Source organism: Limimaricola cinnabarinus, from assembly GCF_047631075.1.
Lineage (GTDB): Bacteria > Pseudomonadota > Alphaproteobacteria > Rhodobacterales > Rhodobacteraceae > Limimaricola > Limimaricola cinnabarinus.
In genome coordinates this window covers 41,358-63,213 of the sequence record NZ_JBLHYX010000005.1, presented here as the reverse complement: position 1 = coordinate 63,213, position 21,856 = coordinate 41,358, and the positions used below count along the sequence as shown (strand labels likewise).

The window sequence follows — 21,856 nt, the reverse complement described above, 5'->3', positions numbered from 1 at the left end:
CTCCGGGAGCCTGCCTAGGGTCGTTCGGATCGGGCGGCCCGGGGGGCATGGATGCGGCCATTCAACATCGTCATCATCGGCCAGTCGGGCCGGATCGAGGCCGAGGCGCTCCTGCTCGCAGCCTCGCTGCGCGCCCACGCCCCGGGATTCGCCGGACGCCTCTTCGTGGCCGAGCCACAGCCCGGACCGCTCTGGCCAGAGGATCCGAGGATGAGCGCCGAAGGACGCGCCATGCTCAAGGAGATGGGCGCGGAAATCCTGCCCTTCGAAAGCCGCCACTTCGGCGCCGCCTATCCGCAGGGCAACAAGATCGAGGCGCTCATCGCCCTGCCCGCCGCGCCGTTCCTGTTTCTCGACAGCGATACGCTGGTACTCAGCGAGATCGGCGCGCTGCCGATCGATACTTCGCCCCCCGCTGCTTCGATGCGGCGCGAGGGGACATGGCCGGTCGCGGAGCTGTACTGGCCCGGCTATACCGCGTGTTGGCGTGCGCTCTACGACCGCTTCGGGCTCGAGTTCGAAAGCTCGCTCGACCTGTCATGGCCCGACGAGTTCTGGAAGCGCTATCTCTATTTCAATGCGGGTTGGTTCTGCGGTCCGGACGCGCAGGCCTTCGGCACGCGTTTCATGGAATACGCCGTGGCGATCCGCGACGACCCGCCGTCCGAAGTGGCGCTGCAGCCCTTAGACCCATGGCTCGATCAGGTGGCGTTGCCGCTGGTCATCCACAGTCTTGGCGGCGGCCGTCCGGGCCCCGCTTTCGATGGGCTCGACGGTGCGATCACCTGCCATTACCGCACCTTCCCGCTGCTCTATGCACGCGAGGGGGACCGGGTAGTCGAGGCACTGGAACAGGTCGCCGCGCCGAACCGGCTCAAGAAGCTGCTGAAACGCTACGAGCCGATCCGGCGGATGGTCTATCAAGGTCGCGGCGCCAAGGTCCGCGCGCTGTTCGACCGCGCCGCCCTTCCTGCCAAGGAAAAGGAAATCCGAACCATCCTGCGCGCCCGCGGGTTCTGGATGAGGTGACACCACGACATCGAGGGAGCCCGTGATGACCCAAGACATGCTGTTTCAAGGCTGGAGTGGCCTGCTGCGGACCCTGATCGTCGGAACGCTGGCCTATATCGGGCTTGTCACCTTTCTTAGGATCTCGGGCAAGCGGACGCTGGCCAAGCTCAACGCCTTCGACCTCGTGGTCACTGTGGCGATCGGCTCGACTCTGGCGACGATCCTGCTATCGAAGAGCGTGGCGCTGGCCGAAGGCTTCACTGCTTTTGCCCTGCTGATCGGGCTGCAATATCTCGTGACGACGGGATCGGTGATGTGGCCGCGCTTTGCCCGTACTGTCCGGTCCGAGCCGCGGCTAGTGATGCACAAGGGCGAGTTCCTGCACGACGCCCTGCGCCGCGAGCGGGTCACCGAGGAGGAACTGCTTTCAGTGATCCGCAACAACGGCAGCGCGGCCCCCGATGAGATCGCAGCCGTGGTGCTCGAAAGCGACGGCTCCTTCAGCGTGATCCCCAAGCCCGAGGGCGGCGACACGGCGAACTTCGCCAGCGCCGACCTGCCGGGCCGGGGGTGAGCGGCTCACTCGATCGCGTAGACGAGGCTGACCCCGGCGGAGACCTCGACCTCGCCCTGTGCGATCGGCACGCCCGAATCGGCGGCCATGCGCATCTGCATCAACGGCTGCGGCCCGAGATTCACTCCGGTTTCCGACAGCGTCAGGATCTCGCCCAGTTCCACCCCGGCGGCTTCGGCATAGAGTGCTGCGCGAGACATGGCGTCGGCCACGGCGGCACGGCGGGCCTCGTCATGGGCGGCCGCCTGATCGGCAAGGGCGAACTCGATCCCTTCGAGCCGGTTCGCCCCCTCGCCCACCGCCGCGTCGAGCACGGCGCCCAGCTCATCGAGATCGGTCACGCGCAACTCGACCATCGTGGTTGCCACGAAACCGACGGGCTCGGACTGCCCGTCGCGCATCCGGGAATAATCCCTGTCAAGGCTGAGCTGGCCAGTCTGGACGTTTTGCGGCGCGATGCCCGTCTGCGTCAGGCGTTCGAGCACCTGCGCCATCGCCGCGTTCATCGCGTCGAGCGCCGCCCGGGCGGTTTCGGCGGTCTCGCTCACCCCGAGGCGGATGCGGGCCATCTCGGGTGCGGCGCGCACATGTCCTTCGCCGGTGACGACGATGCTGCGGGGCACGGCAATGGTCGATTGCGGCGATTGGGCCAGCGCCGGAGCGGCGAGGCCGATGGCGAGGGCAAGGACGGTGAGGCGGGCGTGTTTCATCAGATCCTCCTGCGTTGGCGCGCATCGAACGCCTCGCCGAGGCAGGACGCAAGGGAGAGGCGATCACAACCATGGGGCAGCGGCTTGCGCGCGCGGAAAGCTGCCTGCAAAATGCCGCCTGACTGGCGCGTCTGTTCCCGGACCCCGCCCGTGATGCTAAGGCCTGCCGCATGATACCCAACTTCGCCCTGTCGCTCTCGCTCGAGGGCCTTAGACTTCTGCACCGCGGCCCGGATGGCTGGAGCCGCGTCGGAGAGGTGCCGCTCGACAGCGCCGATCTGGCGGGCGACCTGTCGCGGCTGCGCGAACGCGCCCGCGATCTGGCGCCCGAGGGAATGCGCACCAAGCTGCTCATCCCCAACGACCAGATTCGCTACCTCGCGCTCGAGGGTGAACGCGGGGCGGACGAGGTGGCGACTGCACTCGAAGGGGCGACCCCCTATCCGGTGCACGAACTGGTGATCGACTATGTGATCCGCGACGGGCGCACCCATGTCGCGGCTGTCGCGCGCGAAACGCTGGACGAGGCCGAAAGCTTCGCTCGGGAACATGCGCTCGATCCCGTCGGCTTTGCCGCCGTTCCCTCGACCGACGGGTTTCCCGGCGAGCCGGTGTTCGGCGCGGTTTCGAGCCTCGACGCGCCGATCGCACGAGACGACGCACCGGTGCGCGAAAGCGCGGTTCAGCCGGAGGTCGCGACCGCCTCTCCCGCCCCCGAGGACCAGTTGATGTCTGACCGGGAGGCGGAGCCGGTCGGTGCAGCCCTGCCCGAACAGGTTCCCTCGGAAAACATGCTGCCCGACGAAACCTTGGTCGAAGACGCGGAAGTCATGCCGGAGCAAGGCGCGCCACTGCCACAACCCGCCCCTGTCGACGACCTCGAACCGGCGGCACCGCTCGATCCCGATGCGCACGTCGCCGCCCCGATTCCGGCCCATTCGGATGACGAGACCCAAACGGCGCCCGCAATGCCCGAAGACGCGGATGAGGAGTTGTTCGACACGCCTGCGCCCCGTCGCCCCACGCCGCTGCCGCAGGCTGGCGCACAAGTGATGCCAGACTTGCCGATGCCCGCCCCCGACACCGATGACGCACCCGAGCCTGTCGCGGAGACCGACACGCCCCCGGCTCCGCCGCGCCCCGCGCCGCCGCCCGCCACTCCGTCGCTGCCGCCGCAGGGCGCCGAGCCCGCGGCGTCGGATGCCGAGACCGACCCGGCTCTGGCCACGCGCCGGGTCATGCCCCCTGCGATGCCGCGGCCGGGCGCGCCGCCCGCCGCAATGCCGGCCCTGCCTCCCGCAGAGGCCGACGCGTCCGAAGATGCGGAGGCCACGGCACTTGCCGCCGGGGCGGCACTCGCGGCACCGGTAGAGCCCGTTCGCCCTGCCTCCCCTCCCGGTAGCCCACGCGCCGCCAACCGATTCGACCGCGCCAGCGAACGCGAGCGCATGACCGTGTTCGGCGCGCGTCGTGCCACTCCGCCCGGCCGGTCAAACCGTCTCGCCCTGATCGCCGCCTTCGTCGCGCTGGCGCTGCTCGCGGCTCTGGCGGGGCTGTGGATGCGCGGCGATGAGCAGGACCCGCAAGCTGGATTGCTGCGCGATACCGGCGCCGAGATCGAAACCGTGACCGAAGCCGGGCCCGAAGCCGAGGCGGCAGGCGCCTCTGAGGACGGCCCGACCGAACTCGCCGCCGTCGCGGCGCCGCTGCCCGACTACGACGACTACCCGGCTCCAACCGTGACGCCCGGCACGACCGCCAGCCCCGCCGAGGCCGAGCGCATCTATGCCGCGACAGGCGTGTGGTTGCGCGCCCCTCGCCTACCGCTGACGCCGCGCGCCGAGGCGCTGGGCGATCCCATCCCCGCCGAGACCGAACCCACCCGAGTGGCCGCGCTGGTCGCCGCGCCGAGGCTGGCCGTGGCAGCACCCGATGGCGGTCTCTCCGCGCAGTTGGATCCGCCGCCCGCCGGTAGCGTCTTCGACCGCGATGCGCGGGGCTTTATCGCCGCGACTGCCGAAGGCACCCTGACGCCGCAAGGCCTCGTCATCTATGCCGGCCCGCCCCCCATCGTGCCACCCGCGCGTCCCGGCACTCCGATCCCGGTGGACGTTCCCGAGGAAACGCCCGCCGCCCTCGAAAGCCCTGCGGGCGAGGACGTCACGATCGTGATCCCTGAGATCCCTGCGCGTCCGCAGGAGGAAGAAGTGACCGAAGGGCTGGATCTCCGGACCGGGCCGCCCCCGGTCGTGCCCCCGACCCGTCCCGGTACCGTCGCGCCGCAACAGGATGCCCAAGACGACGGCGACTCCGACACGGCGGAAAAGGCCACTTCGGTAGTCTCGCCGGGCGGCATCGCGCTCGACGCCTTGCGCCCCGAACCTCGCCCGCAGGACGGCCTCGTCCCGGAGGCAGAAGCCGAGACTGCAGACATTCAAGAGCCCCTCGTGGCCTATGCCGGACCCCGGCCGCCACCGCGGCCCGAGGGTCTTGCGCCCGACGCCCAGACCCAGGTCGACGAGGCCGCCGACGCGCAGGCCAGTGCGCTGGCGCAGGCTGTGGGAGAGGCCCCCGAAGCGCCGCCCGTGCGCGCCACCGTGGCCGATGCGCTGGCGTCGCTGATGGCGGGCGCGCCTGATCCGCTTGCCAATGCCACGGCCTCGGCCGTGCCGACCGCGCGCCGCCCGGATTCGCGACCGCGCAACTTCGACCGCGTCGTCGCGCAAACCCGCTCCCGTGTGGCAACGGCGGCCCCCGCGGCCCGGGCCCCCGCCAGCGCACCGCAGGCCGTCTCCGGCGCCTCGGTCGCGCCGGATGGTCCCGTGCCCGGCAGCGTCGCCAGCGCCGCGACGCTGGACGGCGCCATCAATCTGCGCGACATCAACCTCATCGGTGTCTATGGCAAGCCAGGGGCGCGCCGCGCCTTGGTCCGGCTCGACAACGGACGCTACCTGCGCGTTGGCATCGGCGATACGCTTGATGGCGGTCAGGTCTCGGCAATCGGCGACGATGTGCTGAACTACGTCAAGCGCGGTCGCACGTTGGTTCTGCAGATCCCCGACTGACGACCCTGCGTTCGCGGCACCCTTCCTGCGGAACGCCACGTTGCCTTTGCGGCGTTCAGAGGCGATAGCAACAGGATGCAGGGATTTCTTCTTCAAGCCACGATCTACCTCGGCGCCGCCGTGCTCGCCGTGCCGCTCGCCGCCCGTCTCGGGCTCGGCTCGGTGCTGGGCTATCTTGCCGCCGGGATCATCATCGGCCCCGCCACCGGGCTCGTGGGCGCCGAGACCGAGGATCTTCAGCACTTCGCCGAATTCGGCGTGGTGATGATGCTGTTCCTGATCGGGCTGGAACTGGAACCACGCGCGCTTTGGAACATGCGCCAAAGGCTGATCGGGTTGGGCGGCGTGCAGGTGGTGCTGACCACCGGGGCGCTATTCGGGGCGGGCACGCTGCTCGGGCTCGATCCGAGGGTGGCGCTTGCCACCGGGCTGATCTTCGCACTATCTTCGACCGCGATCGTGCTGCAGACCCTGTCGGAAAAGGGGCTGATGCGCACACAAGGCGGGCGCTCGGTGTTCTCGGTGCTGCTGACGCAGGACATCGCGGTGATCCCGATGCTGGCGCTTCTGCCGCTTCTCGCGCTTTCGAGCCATGGCGGCGGCGAAGCCGCGCATGAGACGCCGGTCAACCCCGACGCGCCGGGCGCCAAGGAAGTCGAGGCCGCCCGCACGCTGATCGAGAACCTGCCCGGTTGGGCGGTGACGCTGGTGACGCTGGGGGCCGTGGCGGTGGTGGTGCTGGCGGGGATCTACCTCACCCGCCCGGTGTTCCGCTATATCCATCAGGCCCGCCTGCGCGAACTCTATACGGCGCTCGGCCTCTTGATGGTGGTCTCCATCGCCGTACTGATGGAACTCGTGGGCCTGTCGCCGGCGCTGGGCACCTTCCTTGCGGGCGTGGTGCTGGCCAACTCCGAATTCCGGCACGAGCTCGAAAGCGATCTGGAGCCCTTCAAGGGTCTGCTGTTGGGCTTGTTCTTCATCACCGTGGGCGCGGGCATCGATTTCGGAGTGTTGCTGGGCAACCCGGTGCGCATCGTGGCGCTGACAATGGGCGTGATCGTCATCAAGGGCGGGGTGCTCTACCTTCTGGCGCGGATGGCACGGATGCACACGCGCGACCGCTGGCTGTTCACGCTGGCGCTGGCGCAGGCGGGCGAGTTCGGCTTCGTGCTGTCGTCCTTCTCGCTGCAACAGGGCGTGCTGGCACAAGCCGAGGCCGAGGTGATCCGGCTGGTGATCGCGCTGTCGATGCTGGTGACGCCGCTGCTTTTCATCCTCTACGAGCAGCTCTCGGCAAGGACTGCCAAGGCGCCTGATCCCGATCCCGACGAGATCGACCGCGAAGCGCCGATCATCATCGCCGGCATCGGCCGCTTCGGCCAAGTGGTAAGCCGGTTGGTGCAGGGGGCGGGCTTCGACACGGTGGTGCTCGACCACGACATGGAGATGGTCGACACGATGCGCCGATTCGGCTTTTCGGGTTTCTTCGGCGACCCGACCCGTCCGGACATCCTGCATGCCGCCGGGCTGGAGACCGCCAAGGTGCTGGTGGTGGCGCTCGATGATCGCGATTCAGCGCTCAAGCTGGTGCGCCATGCCCGCGCGATGCGGCCGGACCTGCACATCGTGGCGCGCGCCTATGACCGCGAGCACGTCTACCAGCTCTATCAGGCCGGGGCGAACGACATCGTGCGCGAGCTGTTCGATTCAAGCCTGCGCGCCGGGCGCTACGTGCTCGAGAATATCGGCCTGTCGCGGTTCGAGGCTTCCGAACTGGAGATGACCTATTACCAGCAGGACCGCGCGGGGGTGCGCGAACTGGCACAGCTATGGAAACCCGGCGTTCCGGTGTCGCAGAACGCCGAATACGTGAAGCGCGCGAAGGCACTGAACAAGGATCTCGAAACCTCGATCCTCGAGCGGCTGCATCCGCGGGATGACCAGCAGGACGAGCCGGTCGAGACCGACGAGACCGTGGGCTATCGCAGCAAGGACCGAGCCTGATCCCTCAGCCGTCGCTGACGCCCGCCTCGGCAAAGCTCGCCATCCCCGAATGGCAGGCCAGCGCCCCCTTCAGCACGCCGATCGCCAGAACCGCGCCGGAGCCTTCGCCGAGCCGCAGTCCCAGCGATAGCAAGGGCGCCTTGCCCATCGCCTCCAGAAGCCGCGCATGGGCGCTCTCGGCGCTCTGGTGACCGGCCACCGCGTGATCGAGAACGCCGGGGGCGGCACGGTGCAGCACCAGAGCGGCGGCGCAGCAGATGAAGCCGTCGAGGATCACTGGAATGCGGTGATGCCGCGCCGCAAGAATCGCGCCCGCCATCGCCGCGATTTCGCGCCCCCCAAGCTGACGCAGCACCTCGATCGGATCGGCCTCGCCTTCGATGCGGGCCACGCCTCGGGTCACGGCGTCGACTTTGCGCGCCAGACCGGGATCATCGACCCCGGTGCCGCGGCCGGTCCAGTCCAGCGCCGCGCCGCCTTCGAGCGCCATTGCGATGGCCGAGGCCGAGCAGGTGTTGCCAATGCCCATCTCGCCCGCCACCAGCAGATCGGCCTCCGGATTCACCGCCGCCCAGCCGAGCGCCATGGCCGCGACGAGGTCGGCCTCGCTCATCGCCGGCGTTTCGACGAAATCCGCCGTTGGCCGGTCGAGTTCGATCGGATGCACCGTCATCGTCGCGCCGAATGCCTCGGCGAGCTGATTCACTGCCGCACCGCCTGCATCGAAATTGCCGACCATCTGCGCCGTGACCGCCGCCGGGAAAGCCGAGACGCCGCGCGTCACGACACCGTGATTGCCCGCAAACACGGTGACCTGCGGCCGGATCAGCCGCGGGCGCGCGTCGCCGCGCCAGCCCGCGTACCAGATCGCCAGATCCTCGAGCCGTCCCAAAGCCCCGGCGGGCTTGGTCAACTGGGCGTTGCGCGACCGCGCGTCACCGGTGGCGACCGCATCGGGCTGTGGCAGATCGCAAAGCCGGGCGCGCAGTCCGGCAAGGTCGGAGAAAGGGGCAGTCATGCGTGTCCTCGTTGCATCGCGGCTCCCGCCTGCCTAACCCTAGGGGACTGCTTTTGGAAAGAGGCCCCCATGCTTGAGCCAGTCCGCGCGGCCTTCGGGCTTCTGACGCGCCTGCCGGTCCGCCCTGCTCCGGTGCGTCCCGAAGGGGTCTGGGCCTTTCCCCTCGCCGGTCTCGCGGTCGGAGCGCTCGCGGGCCTTGGCTATTGGGGGGCGCTCTCACTGGGCCTGCCGTCCGGCCCGGCGGCGGCGCTGGCCCTGACGGCGTCGATCCTGCTCACCGGCGGGCTGCACGAGGACGGTCTGGCCGATTGCGCGGACGGGCTCTGGGGCGGGTTCGAACGGGCGGGACGGCTCGAGATCATGCGCGACAGCCGGATCGGCAGCTACGGGGTGCTGGCGGTCGGAACGTCGCTGCTGATTCGCTGGTCGACGCTGGTCGTGATCGGGCCTTGGGGGCTGATCATCGCGGCGGTGGCGAGCCGGGCGGCGATGGTCTGGCCAATGATGCGGCTGCCGCATGCACGCCAGGACGGGCTGGCGCGGCTTTCGGGACGGCCTTCGGGGCGGGCCTTCGGCCTCGCCTGCGGCGTGGCCGCTCTCTTGGTGTTGCCGCTGGCGGGGTGGAGCCTGCTGTGGCTCGTCCCGGCGATGGCTCTGGCCGCGCAATGCGCCACCGCCGTGGCCCGCGCCAAGATCGGCGGACAGACCGGCGATGTCCTCGGCGCGGCGCAGCAGCTGTCCGAGATGGCCGCACTTCTGGTTCTGGCGGCGCTGGTCTAGTTCTCGCAGCCCAAAGCGGGCGCGAAACCTTCGGCCCCGATCGCCCCGATCTCGCGCGCCGAGAGAGTCCCATCCGCAAGTCGGACCGCCATCACCCGCCGCCACGCCGCATCCGCGAGCACCAGCTCGGCCCCGGCACCGCAATCGCGCAGGCCGCCTGAGATCTCCGCCTCGCCGAACCGGTGGTTGGTCAGCCCCTCCAGAGCCGCGACCTGTTCCAGCGCACCATCCCGCATGCGCCAGACCCGCAGCAGGCGGGCGAGGTGCGGCCGGTCGACATAGGACAGCTCGACCGCGCCGTCACCGTCGAGATCGGCGGGCGGCAACGGGGCCAGCCAGCGATGCGCGGTGCCGATGAAGGGGGTGGCAGCGACGAGGCCCCCGCCGCCATAGACCGACAGCCGCGCGCCCCGCGCCGCATCCGTCTCGACCACCACCGCTTCGAGATTTCCGTCACCGGTCACATCGGCAAGGCGCGGCGCGGTGTCCTCGAAGACACGGGTGTCCGGCAGGCGGATGAGATAGGTCTCGCCGCCCGTCGTCACCATCTCCAGCGCGCCCCATTCCTCGGTCTCGCCGAAAACGCCATGCACATAGCGCGATGTCGGCTCGGCAAAGCGAGCCTCGGCCAGCCCTTCGGCTGCGGCGGGTCCGGCCAGAAGCCCGAGGATCAGGGCAGCGCGCATCAGATCTGCCGCTCGGGCATCTTGACCTTGAGACCGTCGAGCGCGTCAGAGACCTTGATCTGGCAGGTCAGCCGCGAGCGCGTCTCGTCGGGCTCATAGGCGAATTCGAGCATGTCCTCTTCCATCGGATCCTTGGCGGGGAGTTTCTCGACCCAAGCCTCGTCCACATAGACGTGGCAGGTCGAGCAGGCGCAGGCACCGCCGCAATCGGCCTCGATGCCGGGAATGCCATTGTCGCGCGCACCCTCCATGACGGTCAGCCCGTTGGCCACGTCGACGACATGCTCGGTGCCATTGTGTTCGATATAGGTGATCTTCGCCATGTCGGACTCCTTCATTCGCGGCTCCGCCCTGTCTAGGCGAGGCGTTCGCGGCGTGCCAGAGCCAAGGCGGGACGCTCCGGCAGATGTGTTGCGTCTTGCGGGTCACGCCGGGGCACCGCCGCGCGGGAGCGCTTTCGATGTCGCGGCGGCCGGTCTAGTCTCGGGCGACAACCACCGCCGGTGACCGATGTTCCGCCTCCTGCTCGCCCTGCCGCTCGCGGCCTGCACCGTCGCGGTGCCGGAGCTGCCCGCCTTCATAGAGGCCGAGATCGCGACCGGCACCGAAGGGCGGTGTCATGGCCGCGACATCACTCCGGCGGTGATCGAGACGGCGCGCGAGCAGATCCGCGAGCCGGGCGACGGGCCGGCGCGCTACCGCACCATCGCGCGCCAGAGAATCCTGCACGAGCGGCGCGAGGTGCTGTTCGAGACGCTCTGCCCGCCTGAGTTCACCCCCGCTTTCGTCGAGACCCTGCAGCGCGCCTTGGTCACGCGTGGGTTCCATCCCGGCCCGGTGACCGGACAGCTCGACCGGGCCACGCTCGACGCGGTGCAGGCGTTCCAGCGCAGCAGCGGCGGGCCCGACAGCCCCGTGCTGTCGCTCGCCTCGGCGCAACGTCTGGGGATCAGGGCACTGAGCCCCGATCAACTCGAAGTCATGAATCGCCGCTAAGGCACGGACCCCATGAAAAAGGGCGCCCGAAGGCGCCCCGTTCCCGACAATCGAAGGCGGGCCTCACTCGGCCGCGTCTTCCAGCCCCAGCGCCACGAAGCGCGGGTCGCCGCCCCGCCGCACCAACAGCAGCAGCGACTTGCGCCCCGCCTCGCGGGCCTCTTCGATGCGCGCGTCGAAATCGGCCACGGAGGCGACGGGCTGCTGCCCGGCCTCGGTGATGACGTCGCCCGCGACGACACCCTTTTCGGCGGCATCGGAGGCCGGGTCCACATCGGTCACGACGAGACCTTCGGCGTTCTCGGGCAGTTCGAGCTGCTGGCGCAGTTCCGGCGTCAGCTCCGACAGGGTCAGGCCGAACATTTCGGTCTCCTCCGCGTCGCTCGAGCCTTGGGCCGAGGCGGGCACGGCGGCGTCGGCCTCTTCGCGGCGGCCAAGGGTCACGGTGAGATCGACGGTCTCGCCGCCGCGCAGCACCGTCACCGGCACCGCCTCGCCCACCGGGGCGCGTCCGACCATGCGCACGAGGTCGCGCGTGTCGGGCACCTCGTTGCCGTCAAAGCTGGTGATCACGTCACCCGCTTCCATGCCGGCCTCCATCGCCGGACCCTCGGGCACGTCGGTGACGAGCGCACCCGCCGCCGTCTCGAGCCCGTCGATCGCGCCGACCATGTCGGGCGTCACGTCCTGAATGCGCACGCCGAGCCAGCCGCGGCGGGTCTCGCCGTATTCCTGAAGCTGGTCGACCACCTCGGTCACCACGTCCGAGGACATGGCAAAGCCGATGCCGATCGAGCCGCCATTGGGCGACAGGATCGCGGTGTTCACGCCGATCACCTCGCCCGACATGTTGAACAGCGGGCCGCCCGAGTTGCCTCGGTTGATCGCCGCGTCGGTCTGAATGTAATCGTCATAGGTACCCGAGAGCGCCCGGCCACGGGCCGAAACGATACCCGCAGAAACCGAGAAGCCCTGACCCAGCGGGTTGCCCATCGCCATCACCCAATCGCCGACGCGCGCGCCTTCGCCGGTGCTGTCACCGAACTCGACATAGGGCAGTTCGTCGCCTTCGACTTTCAGCAGCGCGATATCGGTCGAGGCGTCGGTGCCCACCACCTCGGCTTCGAGGGTCTTGCCCGAGAAGAACTCGATGTTGATCTCGTCGGCACCCTCGATCACGTGGTTGTTGGTCACGACATAGCCATCGGCCGAAATCACGAAGCCCGAGCCCAGCGCCGAGGAGCGGCGCGGCGCGCTGTCGCCACGATCCTGAAAATCGCGGAAGAATTCTTCGAAAGGCGAGCCCTCGGGCACGATGCCCTGCGGTCCGGCGGGGGCTGAAACCATGGTCGAGGTGGTGATGTTGACCACCGCCGGGCTCACCTGCTCGGCAAGATCGGCAAAGGTGAGCGGGCGGGCGGCCTCCGGCGCGTCTGCGGTGCTCTGCGCCTCCGCATCCGGGGTCACGGCGGTATCTTGGGCAGCAAGGGGGGCCACCTGACTGAATCCCAACGCAGCGCCCAGAGCCAACACCGAAACGGCGCGGACGGGGGTGACGAGGGACTTCATGGGGGTCTTGGCGTTCACGGGCACACTCCTGTTTCGTCCTGGGCGTCGGAGCGCGAGGCGAAAGGCGGCTCCGGTCGGCGCAGACCATCAACCTAAGAAGCCCAAGCCGCAACTCAAGCCCTCGTCGCAGGCCGTCAAAGCGGTGTGACAGGCTGTAACACGAAATCGGGCGGTATCGGTGATGGCCCTAGAGTGTGGTCAGCCGCGCCATCCACAGCAGCGCGATGCCCAGAGCAAGCGTGACGAGCCCTGCCACACGCCGCTGTTCGGGTGTCATTCCGCGCAGGGTTTCGAGCATCTTCAAAAGAAGTGAAGGGGCCAGCGCCCAGGCCAGCCCCTCCACAACGAGCACCAGGCCAAGGCCCAGCAGGATCGGCGTCACTGCGTCGCGACCCCGGTTTCGGCGCCCGCTTCGTCCCCGGGCAGGATCACCCGCGGCGTCAGCGCCTCGGCCTGACCCGCCGCGGCGGCGTCGGCTTCGGCCTGCGCGTCGATCTCGCCTTCCTCGGTCGAGAAGACGACCGCGCCGTCCTCGCCTTGGGTGACCTGCAGGCTGTCGAGGCGGATCACCCCGGCATCGGCCTCACCGGAGGCGGGTTCCTCTTCGAGACCACCATCGAGCGGGCCGCGTTCGCGGGCCGGAGCCGGGGTCACGCCTTCCGGCAGGTCGTCGTCGTAGAGGTAGTCGAAGAAGGCGCTGTCGGGGGTCAGCACCATGGTCGAGTTCGACCCCTTGAGCGCGCGCTCATAGGCCTGCAGCGAACGGTAGAAATCGAAGAACTCGGCATCGGCGCTGTAGGCGCCCGCGAAGATCGAGTTGGCCTCGGCGTCGGCTTCGCCTCGGGTCACCTGCGCCTCGCGCTCGGCCTCCGACATGGTTTCGATCACGGTCCGGTCGGCCAACGCGCGCACACGCTGCGCCGCCTCGTTACCGCGGGCGATCTCGTCGGCGGCCTCACGCTCGCGCTCGGCCCGCATCCGGGCAAAAGTCGCGTCGAGGTTCTGGCTCGGCAGGTTGGTCTGCTTGAGCCGGACGTCCACCACGTCGATGCCGAGGCCCTGCGCCGAGCGTTGCGCCTGCTCGCGGATCCGGTTCATCAGGGTCCGGCGGTCGGAGGACAGGATCGTGTCCGAGGTCACCTGATCGGCACCGAGCACTTCGCGGATCTGCGCGTTGAGGATCGACGACAGCCGGTCCTCAGCGGCGCGCACGCCGCCCACGCCGACGGCCTGACGGAACTGCACCACATCCGAGATGCGGTAGCGTGCGAAGGCGTCGACCACGAGACGACGGTCATCGGACGGCGTCACCTCGATTGTATCGGTGTCGAGCGACAGGATCCGGTCGTCATAGGTCACGACCTCCTGAATCAGCGGGATCTTGAGCCCGAGACCGGGCTCTTCCTTGACTTGGCGGATCTGGCCGAACTGCAGCACCAAGGCCTTTTCACGTTCGTCCACGACGTAGATCGAGGACAGGATCACTGCCACGGCGATGACGAGGGCGGGAAGCACGAATGCGGTCTTCTTCATCTCAGTTCCCCTGCCCTTCGGTGGCGGGCGCGGCGGCCGCGCCCTGCTGGTTCTGCCCGCCCGACTGGCGGCCCAGCTCGTTCAGCGGCAGGAAAGGCACGATGCCCGTGCCCCCGTTCTGGCCGCCATTGGCGATGGAGGGATCGAGCACCATCTTGTCGACGTCGCCCAGCACACGCTCCATCGATTCGAGATAGAGGCGGCGACGCGTGACCACGGGCGCCTGCGCGTATTCGTCCTGCACCGCCGAGAAGCGGCTCGCCTGACCCAGCGCGTCGTTGATGGTCTGGGCGCGGTAGCCCTCGGCCTGCTCGACGGTCTGCGCGGCCTGACCGCGGGCCTCGGCGAGCACCCGGTTGGCATAGGCGTCGGCTTGACGCTGCAGACGGTCGCGCTCCTGCTCAGCGGCCTGCACGTCGCGGAACGCGTCGATCACCTCGGAGGGCGGGTCGGCGCGGTCGAGGTTGACCCGGACGACGCTGATGCCGCTCTCATAGGCGTCGAGCGTCGCTTGAATCGATTCCATCGCCGTATCGGCGATGAGGCCCCGGTCGCGGTTGAGGATCGGCGCGAGGTTCGACGCGGCGATGATCTCACGCATCACGGATTCGGACACCGCTTGCACGGTGAGCTGCGGGTCGCGGATGTTGAACAGGAACTTGGCCGGGTCCGATACGTTCCAGACCACCTGAAAGCCGATATCGACGATGTTGGCGTCGGTGGTCAGCATGAGCCCGTCATTGTCGCGCCCGATGCCGATGTTCTCGGTCCGCTCGGAGGTAACGTTGACCACCTCATGCGTGACCAGCGGCCATGGCGCGAAGTTCAGACCGGGGCTGCCGGTGGAGGAATAGGAGCCCAAGAACAGCTCGACCGACTGCTCTTCGGGCCGCACTGTATAGAACGACATCACGCCCCACAGTACCAGCGCGCCCACCGCCACGAGACCGATGGTGCCGCGCGACATCTTGAACCCCGGGCCACCGGGGCCGCCGGAGCCGGTGCCGCGATTGCCACCGCCGCCCATCAGCACGCGAAGCTGCTCGCGGCCCTTGTTCATCAGCTCGTCGATCTGCGGGCTCTCGCCGGGCCGGCGCGGCCGCTGCGGGCCGCCGGGCCGTCTGTCGTCATCCCCACCGCCGGTGGGGCCGCGCCCACCGCCGCCGCCGCCCCAGGGGCCGCCGTTGTTTCCAGCCATGAAGCCACTGTTCCCTTGTTGGTTTCCCCCGCGCCGGTTTCACCCGACACGCTTTGCATGTGTGGGCTACGCCCTCGTATTCAAGAACGACGCACCGGCTCGCGCATGGTGACGAGTTCCTCGGCCATGGTCGGATGCACGGCCACCGTGCGATCGAAATCCTCTTTGGTCGCGCCCATCTTGACCGCGATCCCCGCAAGCTGGATCAGCTCGCCCGCCTCGGGTGCGACGATGTGACAGCCCAGAACCTTGCGCGTCTCGATCGACACCACGAGCTTCATCAGCACCCGGTCCGCCGATCCGGCAAAGGAGGACTGCATCGGCTTGAACGAGGCGCAATAGACCTCGACCGGCTCGATCTCGCGCGCCGCCTCCTCGGTCAGGCCGATGGTGCCGAGCTCGGGCTGGGTGAACACCGCCGACGGGATCAGCGCGTGATCCACCGGCGTCGGGTTGCCCTTGAACACCGTCTCGACGAACTGCATGCCTTCGCGGATCGCCACCGGCGTCAGGTTCACCCGGTCGGTCACGTCTCCGATCGCATAGATCGAGGGGCAGCCGGTCTGGCTGTATTCGTCGACCTCGATGGCGCCACCCCGCGCGAGGGTCACGCCTGCCTCCTCCAGCCCGAGGCCGTCGGTGTTGGGCCTGCGGCCGGTGGCGAAAAGCACCGCGTCATAGACCCGCTCGTCGCCATTGGTGGCCTTGACCCAGACCGGGCCCTTGGTGCCTCGCGCCGCCTCGGGCGCACCGTCGATACCCGCCGCATCCGAGCCGGTGCCGCCGTGGCGCGCGGGATCGCCCGCCTCGCTCTCGGGGCACATCTCGACCACGTTGGTGCCCAGATGCAGGTCGATGCCGCGCTCGCGCATCGAATCCGCGATCAAGCCGCGCGCCTCGTCGTCAAAGCCGCGCAGGATCTGCGCGCCGCGGTAGAATTGCGTCACCTTCACACCGAGCCCGTGCAGGATGCAGGCGAACTCGCAAGCGATGTAGCCGCCGCCGACGATCAGGATCGACTTCGGCAGCGTCTCCAGGTCGAAGATGTCGTCCGAGACCATGCCCAGATGCGCGTTCGTCATGTCGGGCCGCACCGGCCGCCCGCCCGTCGCCACGAGGATGTGCTTGGCGGTCTTGCGGGTGCCGTCGGACAGCTCGACCGTATGCGGATCGGCGATCCGGGCGCGGGCGTCGAACATCTCCACACCCGAGCCGTCGAGCAGGCGGCGATAGACGGCCTCGAGCCGATCGAGCTCGGCATGCAGCTTCTGGCGGAAGGGGCGCCAGTCGAAGCGGCCCTCGCCGATCTCCCAGCCATAGGCGCGCGCCTCGTCGAGCACCTCGCCATAGCCCGAAGCATAGACCATGAGCTTCTTCGGCACGCAGCCGCGGATCACGCAGGTGCCGCCCATGCGGCTCTCCTCGGCCAGCGCCACGGAAGCTCCGGTGGCGGTGGCGGTGCGCGCGGCGCGCACTCCACCAGAGCCGCCACCGATCACGAAGAGATCATAGTCGAATGCCATAAGTTGGTCGGTCCTAGTCGGAAATGTCTGTGAAGATGTTGTCGGAGGCGAGGAAGTCGAACTGGGTTTCCTCCACCTCTCCATGCAGATCGAGGTTTTCAACCCGACCGTCGCCATGGCCGATGATCAGCGCGTCGCAGATATCGACGAAAAGACCGTTCTCGACCACGCCCGCGATCTGGTTCAGTGCGAGGCCGAGCTGGCGCGCGTTGCCGATCCGGTTGAGGTGCAGATCGAGGATGTGGTTGCCCTCGTCGGTGCGCACGGCCTCGCCGTCCTTCATGCGAAGCGCCGCCTCGCGGCCCAGCACGTCGAGCCCCACAAGCGTCTCCTCGACCAGCACCTTGGTCACCTGCCAGCCAAAGGGAATGATCTCGACCGGCAGGGGAAAGGCCCCCAGCGTCTCGACCCGCTTGGTCGCATCGGCGATGACGACCATGCGGTCGGACGCGGTCGCCACGATCTTCTCGTGCAAGAGCGCGGCACCGCCGCCCTTGATCAGGTTCAGCTCATTGTCGACCTCGTCGGCGCCGTCGATGGTCAGGTCAAGCCAGCCCGCCTCCTCCAGCGTGACGACCTCGATCCCGAGCTCGCGCGCCAGCTCGGCGGTGCGGTGCGAAGTCGGCACGGCGCGGATGCGCAGCCCCTCGTCGCGGACCATCTCGCCCAGACAGCGCACCAGCCACTCGGCGGTCGATCCGGTGCCGAGACCCACGCGCATGCCGCTTTCGACAAGGCGGCTCGCCTGCTTGGCGGCGACGAACTTCGCCTTTTCGACAGGTGACAATGCTCTGGCCATGCTGCGCCTCCTCGCGGGTCCTGCCCGTTCGTGGGCCCGGCTATGGGCCCGGTTATAGGAAAGATGCCGACGGGCCGCGAGGGGCAATCGACCCCTGCGCCCCTGCGTTCCCTCTTGCATGACCCGCGCCGGGGTGGTGGCATCCAAAACGGCGATCCGCTTTTCGAGGAAGGACCCGATGACCCTGCGGCTGCATTATGCCCCCGACAACGCCTCGCTCTGCGTCCGGCTCGCGCTCGAGGAGCTTGGGCTCAGCTATGACGCCGTCCTGGTGGACCGGCGCGTCAGGGCGCAGCAGGCCCCGGCCTATCTCGCGCTCAATCCGCATGGCATGATCCCGGTGCTCGAAACCCCCGAAGGGCCGATCTTCGAAACGGCGGCGATCCTGCTGTGGCTCTCGGACCGGCACCGCGACCGCGCGGCGCTGATGCCCGCGACCGGCGCGCCCGAGCGTGGCATGACGTTGGCCTGGCTGTTCTGGCTGTCGAACACGCTGCACCCCGCCTTGCGGATGCTGTTTTATGGCGGCGAGCATATCGCGCCCGAAATGGTCTTCGCGCTGCACGAACGCACGGCGCAGCGGACGATTGCCATGCTCGACCGGTTGGAGGCGGCGGCCCCCGGCCTTGGCGGCTGGCTCGGGGCCGCGCAGCCCTCCGCGCTCGACTGCTACCTCGCGCCGATGCTGCGCTGGTGTGCTCTCTACCCCGAAAGCGGCACCGGCTGGTTCGACCTCGGTCGCTGGCCCGAACTGCGCGGAGCGCTGGATCGGTTCGAAACGCGAGCCTCGGTCGAGGCGGCGATCGGGGCCGAGGGGCTGGGATCGCACCCCTTCACCGCCCCGCGCCCGCCGCAGCCCCCGGAAGGCTCCGCAAGGTAACGCGCCCCCTGCGAAGCGCGGAAATACGGCCTCCCGCAGGGCACGCGATCCGAACCGACATCGTGGGCGGGTTCGAGATCAGGCGTCCCAGTCGCGCAGCCGGGCGACATAGCGCGCCATGGTGTCGATCTCGAGGTTGATGAACTGCCCTTGGGCGATCTCGCCCCAATTCGTCACCTCGCGGGTGTGCGGGATCAGGTTCACGCCGAACTCCGCGCCCTCGACCTCGTTCACGGTGAGCGAGGTGCCGTTGAGCGCCACCGACCCCTTGGGCGCGATGAACTTTGCCAGCGCGTCCGGCGCGCGCAGGCGCACCCGCAGGCTGTCGCCCTCGTCTCGGGTCGAGACCACTTCGGCCACGCCGTCGACATGCCCCGAAACGATATGCCCGCCCAGCTCGTCGCCGACCTTGAGGGCGCGCTCGAGGTTGAGACGCTTGCCGGGGCGCCAGCCATTGCGGCCGATATTGGTGAGACCGACCGTCTCGGCCGAGATCTGCACGTCGAACCAGTTGCGGGGCTCGCGGCCCAGCGCCACGACGGTGAGGCAGACGCCATCGCAAGCGATCGAGGCGCCGATGTCGATGCCGTCGGGATCGAAGGCGGTGGCGATGCGGGCGCGCAGGTCGCCCTCCTGCTCCACCGCGAGAACCTCTCCGACGTCGGTGATGATGCCTGTGAACATGGGCGCGCTCCTGTCTGGTCCGCCAAGACCTAGAGACGCGAGGCGCGCCACACAATAGCATGCCCTTCCCCATGCCACCGGGCCGCCATAAAAGGGTCCGACGTCTTTGCGAAAAGAAAGGGATCGTCCGTCAGAATGGCCCGCATCATGACCGATCCCGCACAACGTTGCTTCCTGTTCCTGCAGGGCCCGCACGGGCCCTTCTTTCACCGGCTGGCAAAGATGCTTCGCGCCGCCGGGGCACGCACTTGGCGCGTCGGCTTCAACGCGGGCGATGCGGCCTTCTGGCATGACCGGTCGAGCTATATCCCCTATCGCGGCTCTCTCGACGGCTGGGCCGGAGCTTTCGAGGGGCTGATCGAGGAACACGGCATCACCGATATCGTGCTCTATGGCGACACCCGTCCGGTGCACGCCGCGGCGGTCGTGGCGGCGCGCGCACGCGGGCTTTGCGTGCATGTCTTCGAAGAGGGCTATCTGCGTCCGTGGTGGGTCACCTATGAGCGCGGCGGCACCAACGGCCATTCGCGGCTCATGGAGATCGGCATCGACGAGATGCGCATGGCGCTGGAGCGCTCCGATCCCGAGATCACCGAGGCCCCTGCGCATTGGGGCGACATGCGCCAGCACGTGTTCTATGGCGCGCTCTATCACTGGTTCGTGCTGTTTCGAAACCGCGCCTATAGCGGCTTTCGGGCGCACCGGGCGCTGCCGCTCTCGACCGAGGCACGGCTCTACACCACGCGGCTTTTGCTGATGCCCTTCCTCGCGCTCGACCGGATCGTGGCGACGGCGCAGATCCGGCAGGGCGGCTATCCCTACCATCTCGCGCTCCTGCAGCTCGAACACGATGCCAGCTTTCGGGCCCATTCGCCCTTCACCCGGATGTCCGAGTTTCTCGAGCTGGTGATCGACGGCTTTGCCAAGGGCGCGCCGCGTCATCATCACCTCGTATTCAAGGCGCATCCGCTGGAGAACGGGCAGGCCCCGCTCAAGCGGATCATCCGCAATTTGGCGCGCGCGCATGGCGTCGAGGGGCGGGTGCATTACCTGCGCGGCGGCAAGCTGGCGCGGCTTCTGGACGCGGCGCGTACTGCCGTCACGGTCAACTCCACCGCCGCTCAGCAGGTGCTGTGGCGCGGCATCCCGCTCAAGGCCTTCGGCCGCGCGGTCTATTCCAAGCCCGACCTCGCCTCGACCCAGCCGCTGCCCGAATTCTTCGCGGCGCCGGTGCGCCCGGACCGGCGCGCCTATCGCGTCTACCGCCGCTTCCTGCTCGAGACGAGCCAGGTCTCGGGCGGGTTCTACTCCTCGGCGGGCCGCAGGCGGCTGCTCCGGCAGGTGGCCGACATGATGCTCGCCGCCGAGGACCCTTACGACGCGCTGCGTGCGGGCCGGGTCGCACCGCGGCAACCGCTGCGCGCCCTGCCCTGACCGGCGCGGCCCGCAAGCCACACCGCGCCTTCCGCCGTCTCCGCTCCGGCGCGTGGCAACTGGTCAGCCGCCCCCCCGCGCGCTAGCCTTGCCCGCAACGGGCAGACTCTGCCCAAGACCAACAAAGGCCGGCCCGATCCCACGGGCCGCAGGCAGACCGGCCCCGCATCGGGGCCGCAGGCAGACAGGAACAGGTCGAGGAGACCACGCAGTGACACACCTCTCCCACCGCCTCGCACGCGGTGCGGCCCTCATGGCCGTGATCGCCCTCGTCGCCGGCTGCGGGCTCACCCCACGCTCCGGCCCCAACAAGCGTGAGATCTTTGCAGGCTCGGTGCTCCGGCAAGGCGACGCCTTCGTCGTGGAGGTGGATGACCGGGTGAACCGCACCGCGGGCGTCACACCGGCGCTGGGCTTTGCCGCCACATTCGAGAACGCGGGCCTGCTCGGCTCGGACACGATCCAGCCAGGCGACGTGCTGGGGCTGACGATCTGGGAGAATGTCGACGACGGCCTGCTGGTGCCGACGGGTCAGAACGCCACCGTGCTCGAAGAGGTGCAGGTCGACGGGTCGGGCTTCGTTTTCGTTCCCTATGCGGGCCGCATCCGGGCGGCGGGCAATTCGCCCGAGACGATCCGCCGGATCATCAGTGAGAAACTCGAGGCACAGACCCCCGACCCGCAGGTGCAGGTGCGCCGTCTCGCGGGTGACGGCTCGACCGTCTCCGTGGTGGGCGATGTCGGCGCGCAGGGCGTCTATCCGATCGAGCGGCCCACCCGCACGCTCTCGTCGATGCTGGCGGCGGCGGGCGGGGTCACCGTGCGTCCCGAACTGGCGCAGGTCACGCTGACGCGTGGCGGCACCTCGGGCGAGATCTGGTTCCAGGACCTGTTCGAGCAGCCGCGCGCCGATGTGGCGCTGCGCGCGGGCGACCGCATCCTCGTCGAGGCCGACACCCGCGACTTCACCGCGCTGGGGGCCACCGGCACGCAGGATCTCGTACCCTTCGAGAGCCGCAACATCTCGGCCATCGAGGCGATCGCGCGCGTGGGCGGCCTGAACCCGCAGCTGGCCGATCCCACCGGCGTCTTCGTGTTCCGCAACGAACCGGCCGTGATCGCCGGGCAGATCACCGGCATTCCCGATCTAGTCGGTACGCAACGTCTGGTCTACGTACTCGATCTTACCCGTCCCAACGGCATGTTCATGGCCCGCGACTTCGCAATCCGCGGCGACGACACGGTCTATGTCACCGAGGCCCCGATCGTCGAGTTCGGCCGGGTGATCGGTGGACTGACCGGCACGCTGACGGCGACGCGCAACGCCACAGACGCCGTGCGCTGAGCTTGGCGGCCCGGACTCCGCGCTGCCTCTACGTCTACAATGGC

General features: G+C 68.8%; 20 protein-coding genes. 9 read left to right on the top strand and 11 right to left on the bottom strand.

Annotation, left to right across the window (positions count from 1 at the left end; genetic code table 11):
• The first annotated feature begins 51 nt into the window (after positions 1–51).
• A complete protein-coding gene (locus ACJASC_RS05745) occupies positions 52–1,029 on the top strand; it encodes a hypothetical protein (RefSeq protein ID WP_021692196.1) in 978 nt (325 codons plus the stop codon).
• A 25-nt stretch (positions 1,030–1,054) separates the two neighbouring features.
• Entirely contained in the window at positions 1,055–1,585 is a 531-nt protein-coding gene (locus ACJASC_RS05740; RefSeq protein ID WP_045319515.1) for a DUF421 domain-containing protein, read from the top strand.
• 5 nt (positions 1,586–1,590) lie between these two features.
• On the opposite strand, the gene ACJASC_RS05735 is transcribed toward ACJASC_RS05740, so the two are convergent.
• On the bottom strand, positions 1,591–2,295 hold the full coding sequence (locus ACJASC_RS05735; RefSeq protein WP_415144296.1) for an SIMPL domain-containing protein: 705 nt from the start codon (positions 2,293–2,295) through the stop codon (positions 1,591–1,593).
• 170 nt (positions 2,296–2,465) lie between these two features.
• On the opposite strand from ACJASC_RS05735, the gene ACJASC_RS05730 reads away from it, so the two are divergent.
• Positions 2,466–5,360, top strand: a complete 2,895-nt coding sequence (locus tag ACJASC_RS05730) for a hypothetical protein (protein ID WP_415144294.1) — start codon at positions 2,466–2,468, stop codon at positions 5,358–5,360.
• A gap of 75 nt (positions 5,361–5,435) precedes the next feature.
• Positions 5,436–7,367, top strand: coding sequence for a monovalent cation:proton antiporter-2 (CPA2) family protein (locus ACJASC_RS05725; protein WP_415144292.1), 1,932 nt, complete (start codon positions 5,436–5,438; stop codon positions 7,365–7,367).
• A 4-nt stretch (positions 7,368–7,371) separates the two neighbouring features.
• On the opposite strand, the gene cobT is transcribed toward ACJASC_RS05725, so the two are convergent.
• Complete coding sequence (cobT, locus tag ACJASC_RS05720) at positions 7,372–8,385, bottom strand: nicotinate-nucleotide--dimethylbenzimidazole phosphoribosyltransferase (RefSeq protein ID WP_415144290.1); 1,014 nt, start codon at positions 8,383–8,385, stop codon at positions 7,372–7,374.
• Positions 8,386–8,454: 69 nt separating this feature from the next.
• Here cobT and cobS point away from each other — a divergent pair, with 69 nt between their 5' ends.
• Positions 8,455–9,165, top strand: coding sequence for an adenosylcobinamide-GDP ribazoletransferase (cobS, locus tag ACJASC_RS05715; protein WP_415144288.1), 711 nt, complete (start codon positions 8,455–8,457; stop codon positions 9,163–9,165).
• Here the strand turns inward: cobS and ACJASC_RS05710 are convergent.
• Positions 9,162–9,851, bottom strand: coding sequence for an FG-GAP repeat domain-containing protein (locus tag ACJASC_RS05710; RefSeq protein WP_415144286.1), 690 nt, complete (start codon positions 9,849–9,851; stop codon positions 9,162–9,164). The two genes, cobS and ACJASC_RS05710, sit on opposite strands and share 4 nt — an antisense overlap.
• Positions 9,851–10,174, bottom strand: coding sequence for a 2Fe-2S iron-sulfur cluster-binding protein (locus tag ACJASC_RS05705; protein ID WP_415144284.1), 324 nt, complete (start codon positions 10,172–10,174; stop codon positions 9,851–9,853). The genes ACJASC_RS05710 and ACJASC_RS05705 overlap by 1 nt, the downstream gene beginning before the upstream one ends.
• Positions 10,175–10,361: 187 nt before the next feature.
• On the opposite strand from ACJASC_RS05705, the gene ACJASC_RS05700 reads away from it, so the two are divergent.
• Positions 10,362–10,847 carry a peptidoglycan-binding domain-containing protein gene (locus ACJASC_RS05700; protein ID WP_415144282.1) on the top strand — a complete coding sequence of 162 codons (486 nt, stop codon included), beginning with the start codon at positions 10,362–10,364 and terminating at the stop codon, positions 10,845–10,847.
• 63 nt (positions 10,848–10,910) lie between these two features.
• On the opposite strand, the gene ACJASC_RS05695 is transcribed toward ACJASC_RS05700, so the two are convergent.
• From ACJASC_RS05695 to rpiA, 6 genes are all read right to left on the bottom strand, one after another.
• Positions 10,911–12,416, bottom strand: coding sequence for a Do family serine endopeptidase (locus ACJASC_RS05695; RefSeq protein ID WP_415144496.1), 1,506 nt, complete (start codon positions 12,414–12,416; stop codon positions 10,911–10,913).
• Positions 12,417–12,603: 187 nt separating this feature from the next.
• A complete protein-coding gene (locus ACJASC_RS05690; protein WP_021692209.1) occupies positions 12,604–12,798 on the bottom strand; it encodes a DUF2065 family protein in 195 nt (64 codons plus the stop codon).
• Positions 12,795–13,949: a protease modulator HflC gene (hflC, locus tag ACJASC_RS05685; RefSeq protein ID WP_021692210.1), complete on the bottom strand. Its 1,155-nt coding sequence runs from the start codon at positions 13,947–13,949 to the stop codon at positions 12,795–12,797. The genes ACJASC_RS05690 and hflC overlap by 4 nt, the downstream gene beginning before the upstream one ends.
• Before the next feature lies 1 nt (position 13,950).
• Positions 13,951–15,147, bottom strand: coding sequence for an FtsH protease activity modulator HflK (hflK, locus tag ACJASC_RS05680; RefSeq protein ID WP_021692211.1), 1,197 nt, complete (start codon positions 15,145–15,147; stop codon positions 13,951–13,953).
• Between the two features lie 80 nt (positions 15,148–15,227).
• Positions 15,228–16,670 carry an FAD-dependent oxidoreductase gene (locus ACJASC_RS05675; protein ID WP_415144279.1) on the bottom strand — a complete coding sequence of 481 codons (1,443 nt, stop codon included), beginning with the start codon at positions 16,668–16,670 and terminating at the stop codon, positions 15,228–15,230.
• 13 nt (positions 16,671–16,683) lie between these two features.
• Positions 16,684–17,469, bottom strand: a complete 786-nt coding sequence (gene rpiA / locus ACJASC_RS05670) for a ribose-5-phosphate isomerase RpiA (RefSeq protein WP_415144277.1) — start codon at positions 17,467–17,469, stop codon at positions 16,684–16,686.
• Positions 17,470–17,647: 178 nt separating this feature from the next.
• Here rpiA and ACJASC_RS05665 point away from each other — a divergent pair, with 178 nt between their 5' ends.
• Positions 17,648–18,349: a glutathione S-transferase family protein gene (locus ACJASC_RS05665; protein ID WP_415144275.1), complete on the top strand. Its 702-nt coding sequence runs from the start codon at positions 17,648–17,650 to the stop codon at positions 18,347–18,349.
• Between the two features lie 78 nt (positions 18,350–18,427).
• Here ACJASC_RS05665 and ACJASC_RS05660 read toward each other — a convergent pair whose 3' ends face one another.
• Positions 18,428–19,033 (bottom strand): riboflavin synthase, encoded by a 606-nt coding sequence (locus ACJASC_RS05660; protein ID WP_021692215.1) that lies wholly within the window; start codon positions 19,031–19,033, stop codon positions 18,428–18,430.
• Between the two features lie 147 nt (positions 19,034–19,180).
• On the opposite strand from ACJASC_RS05660, the gene ACJASC_RS05655 reads away from it, so the two are divergent.
• Positions 19,181–20,467, top strand: coding sequence for a capsule biosynthesis protein (locus ACJASC_RS05655; protein ID WP_415144274.1), 1,287 nt, complete (start codon positions 19,181–19,183; stop codon positions 20,465–20,467).
• 211 nt (positions 20,468–20,678) lie between these two features.
• Positions 20,679–21,812 carry a polysaccharide biosynthesis/export family protein gene (locus ACJASC_RS05650; RefSeq protein ID WP_462806364.1) on the top strand — a complete coding sequence of 378 codons (1,134 nt, stop codon included), beginning with the start codon at positions 20,679–20,681 and terminating at the stop codon, positions 21,810–21,812.
• The last annotated feature ends 44 nt before the right edge of the window (positions 21,813–21,856 follow it).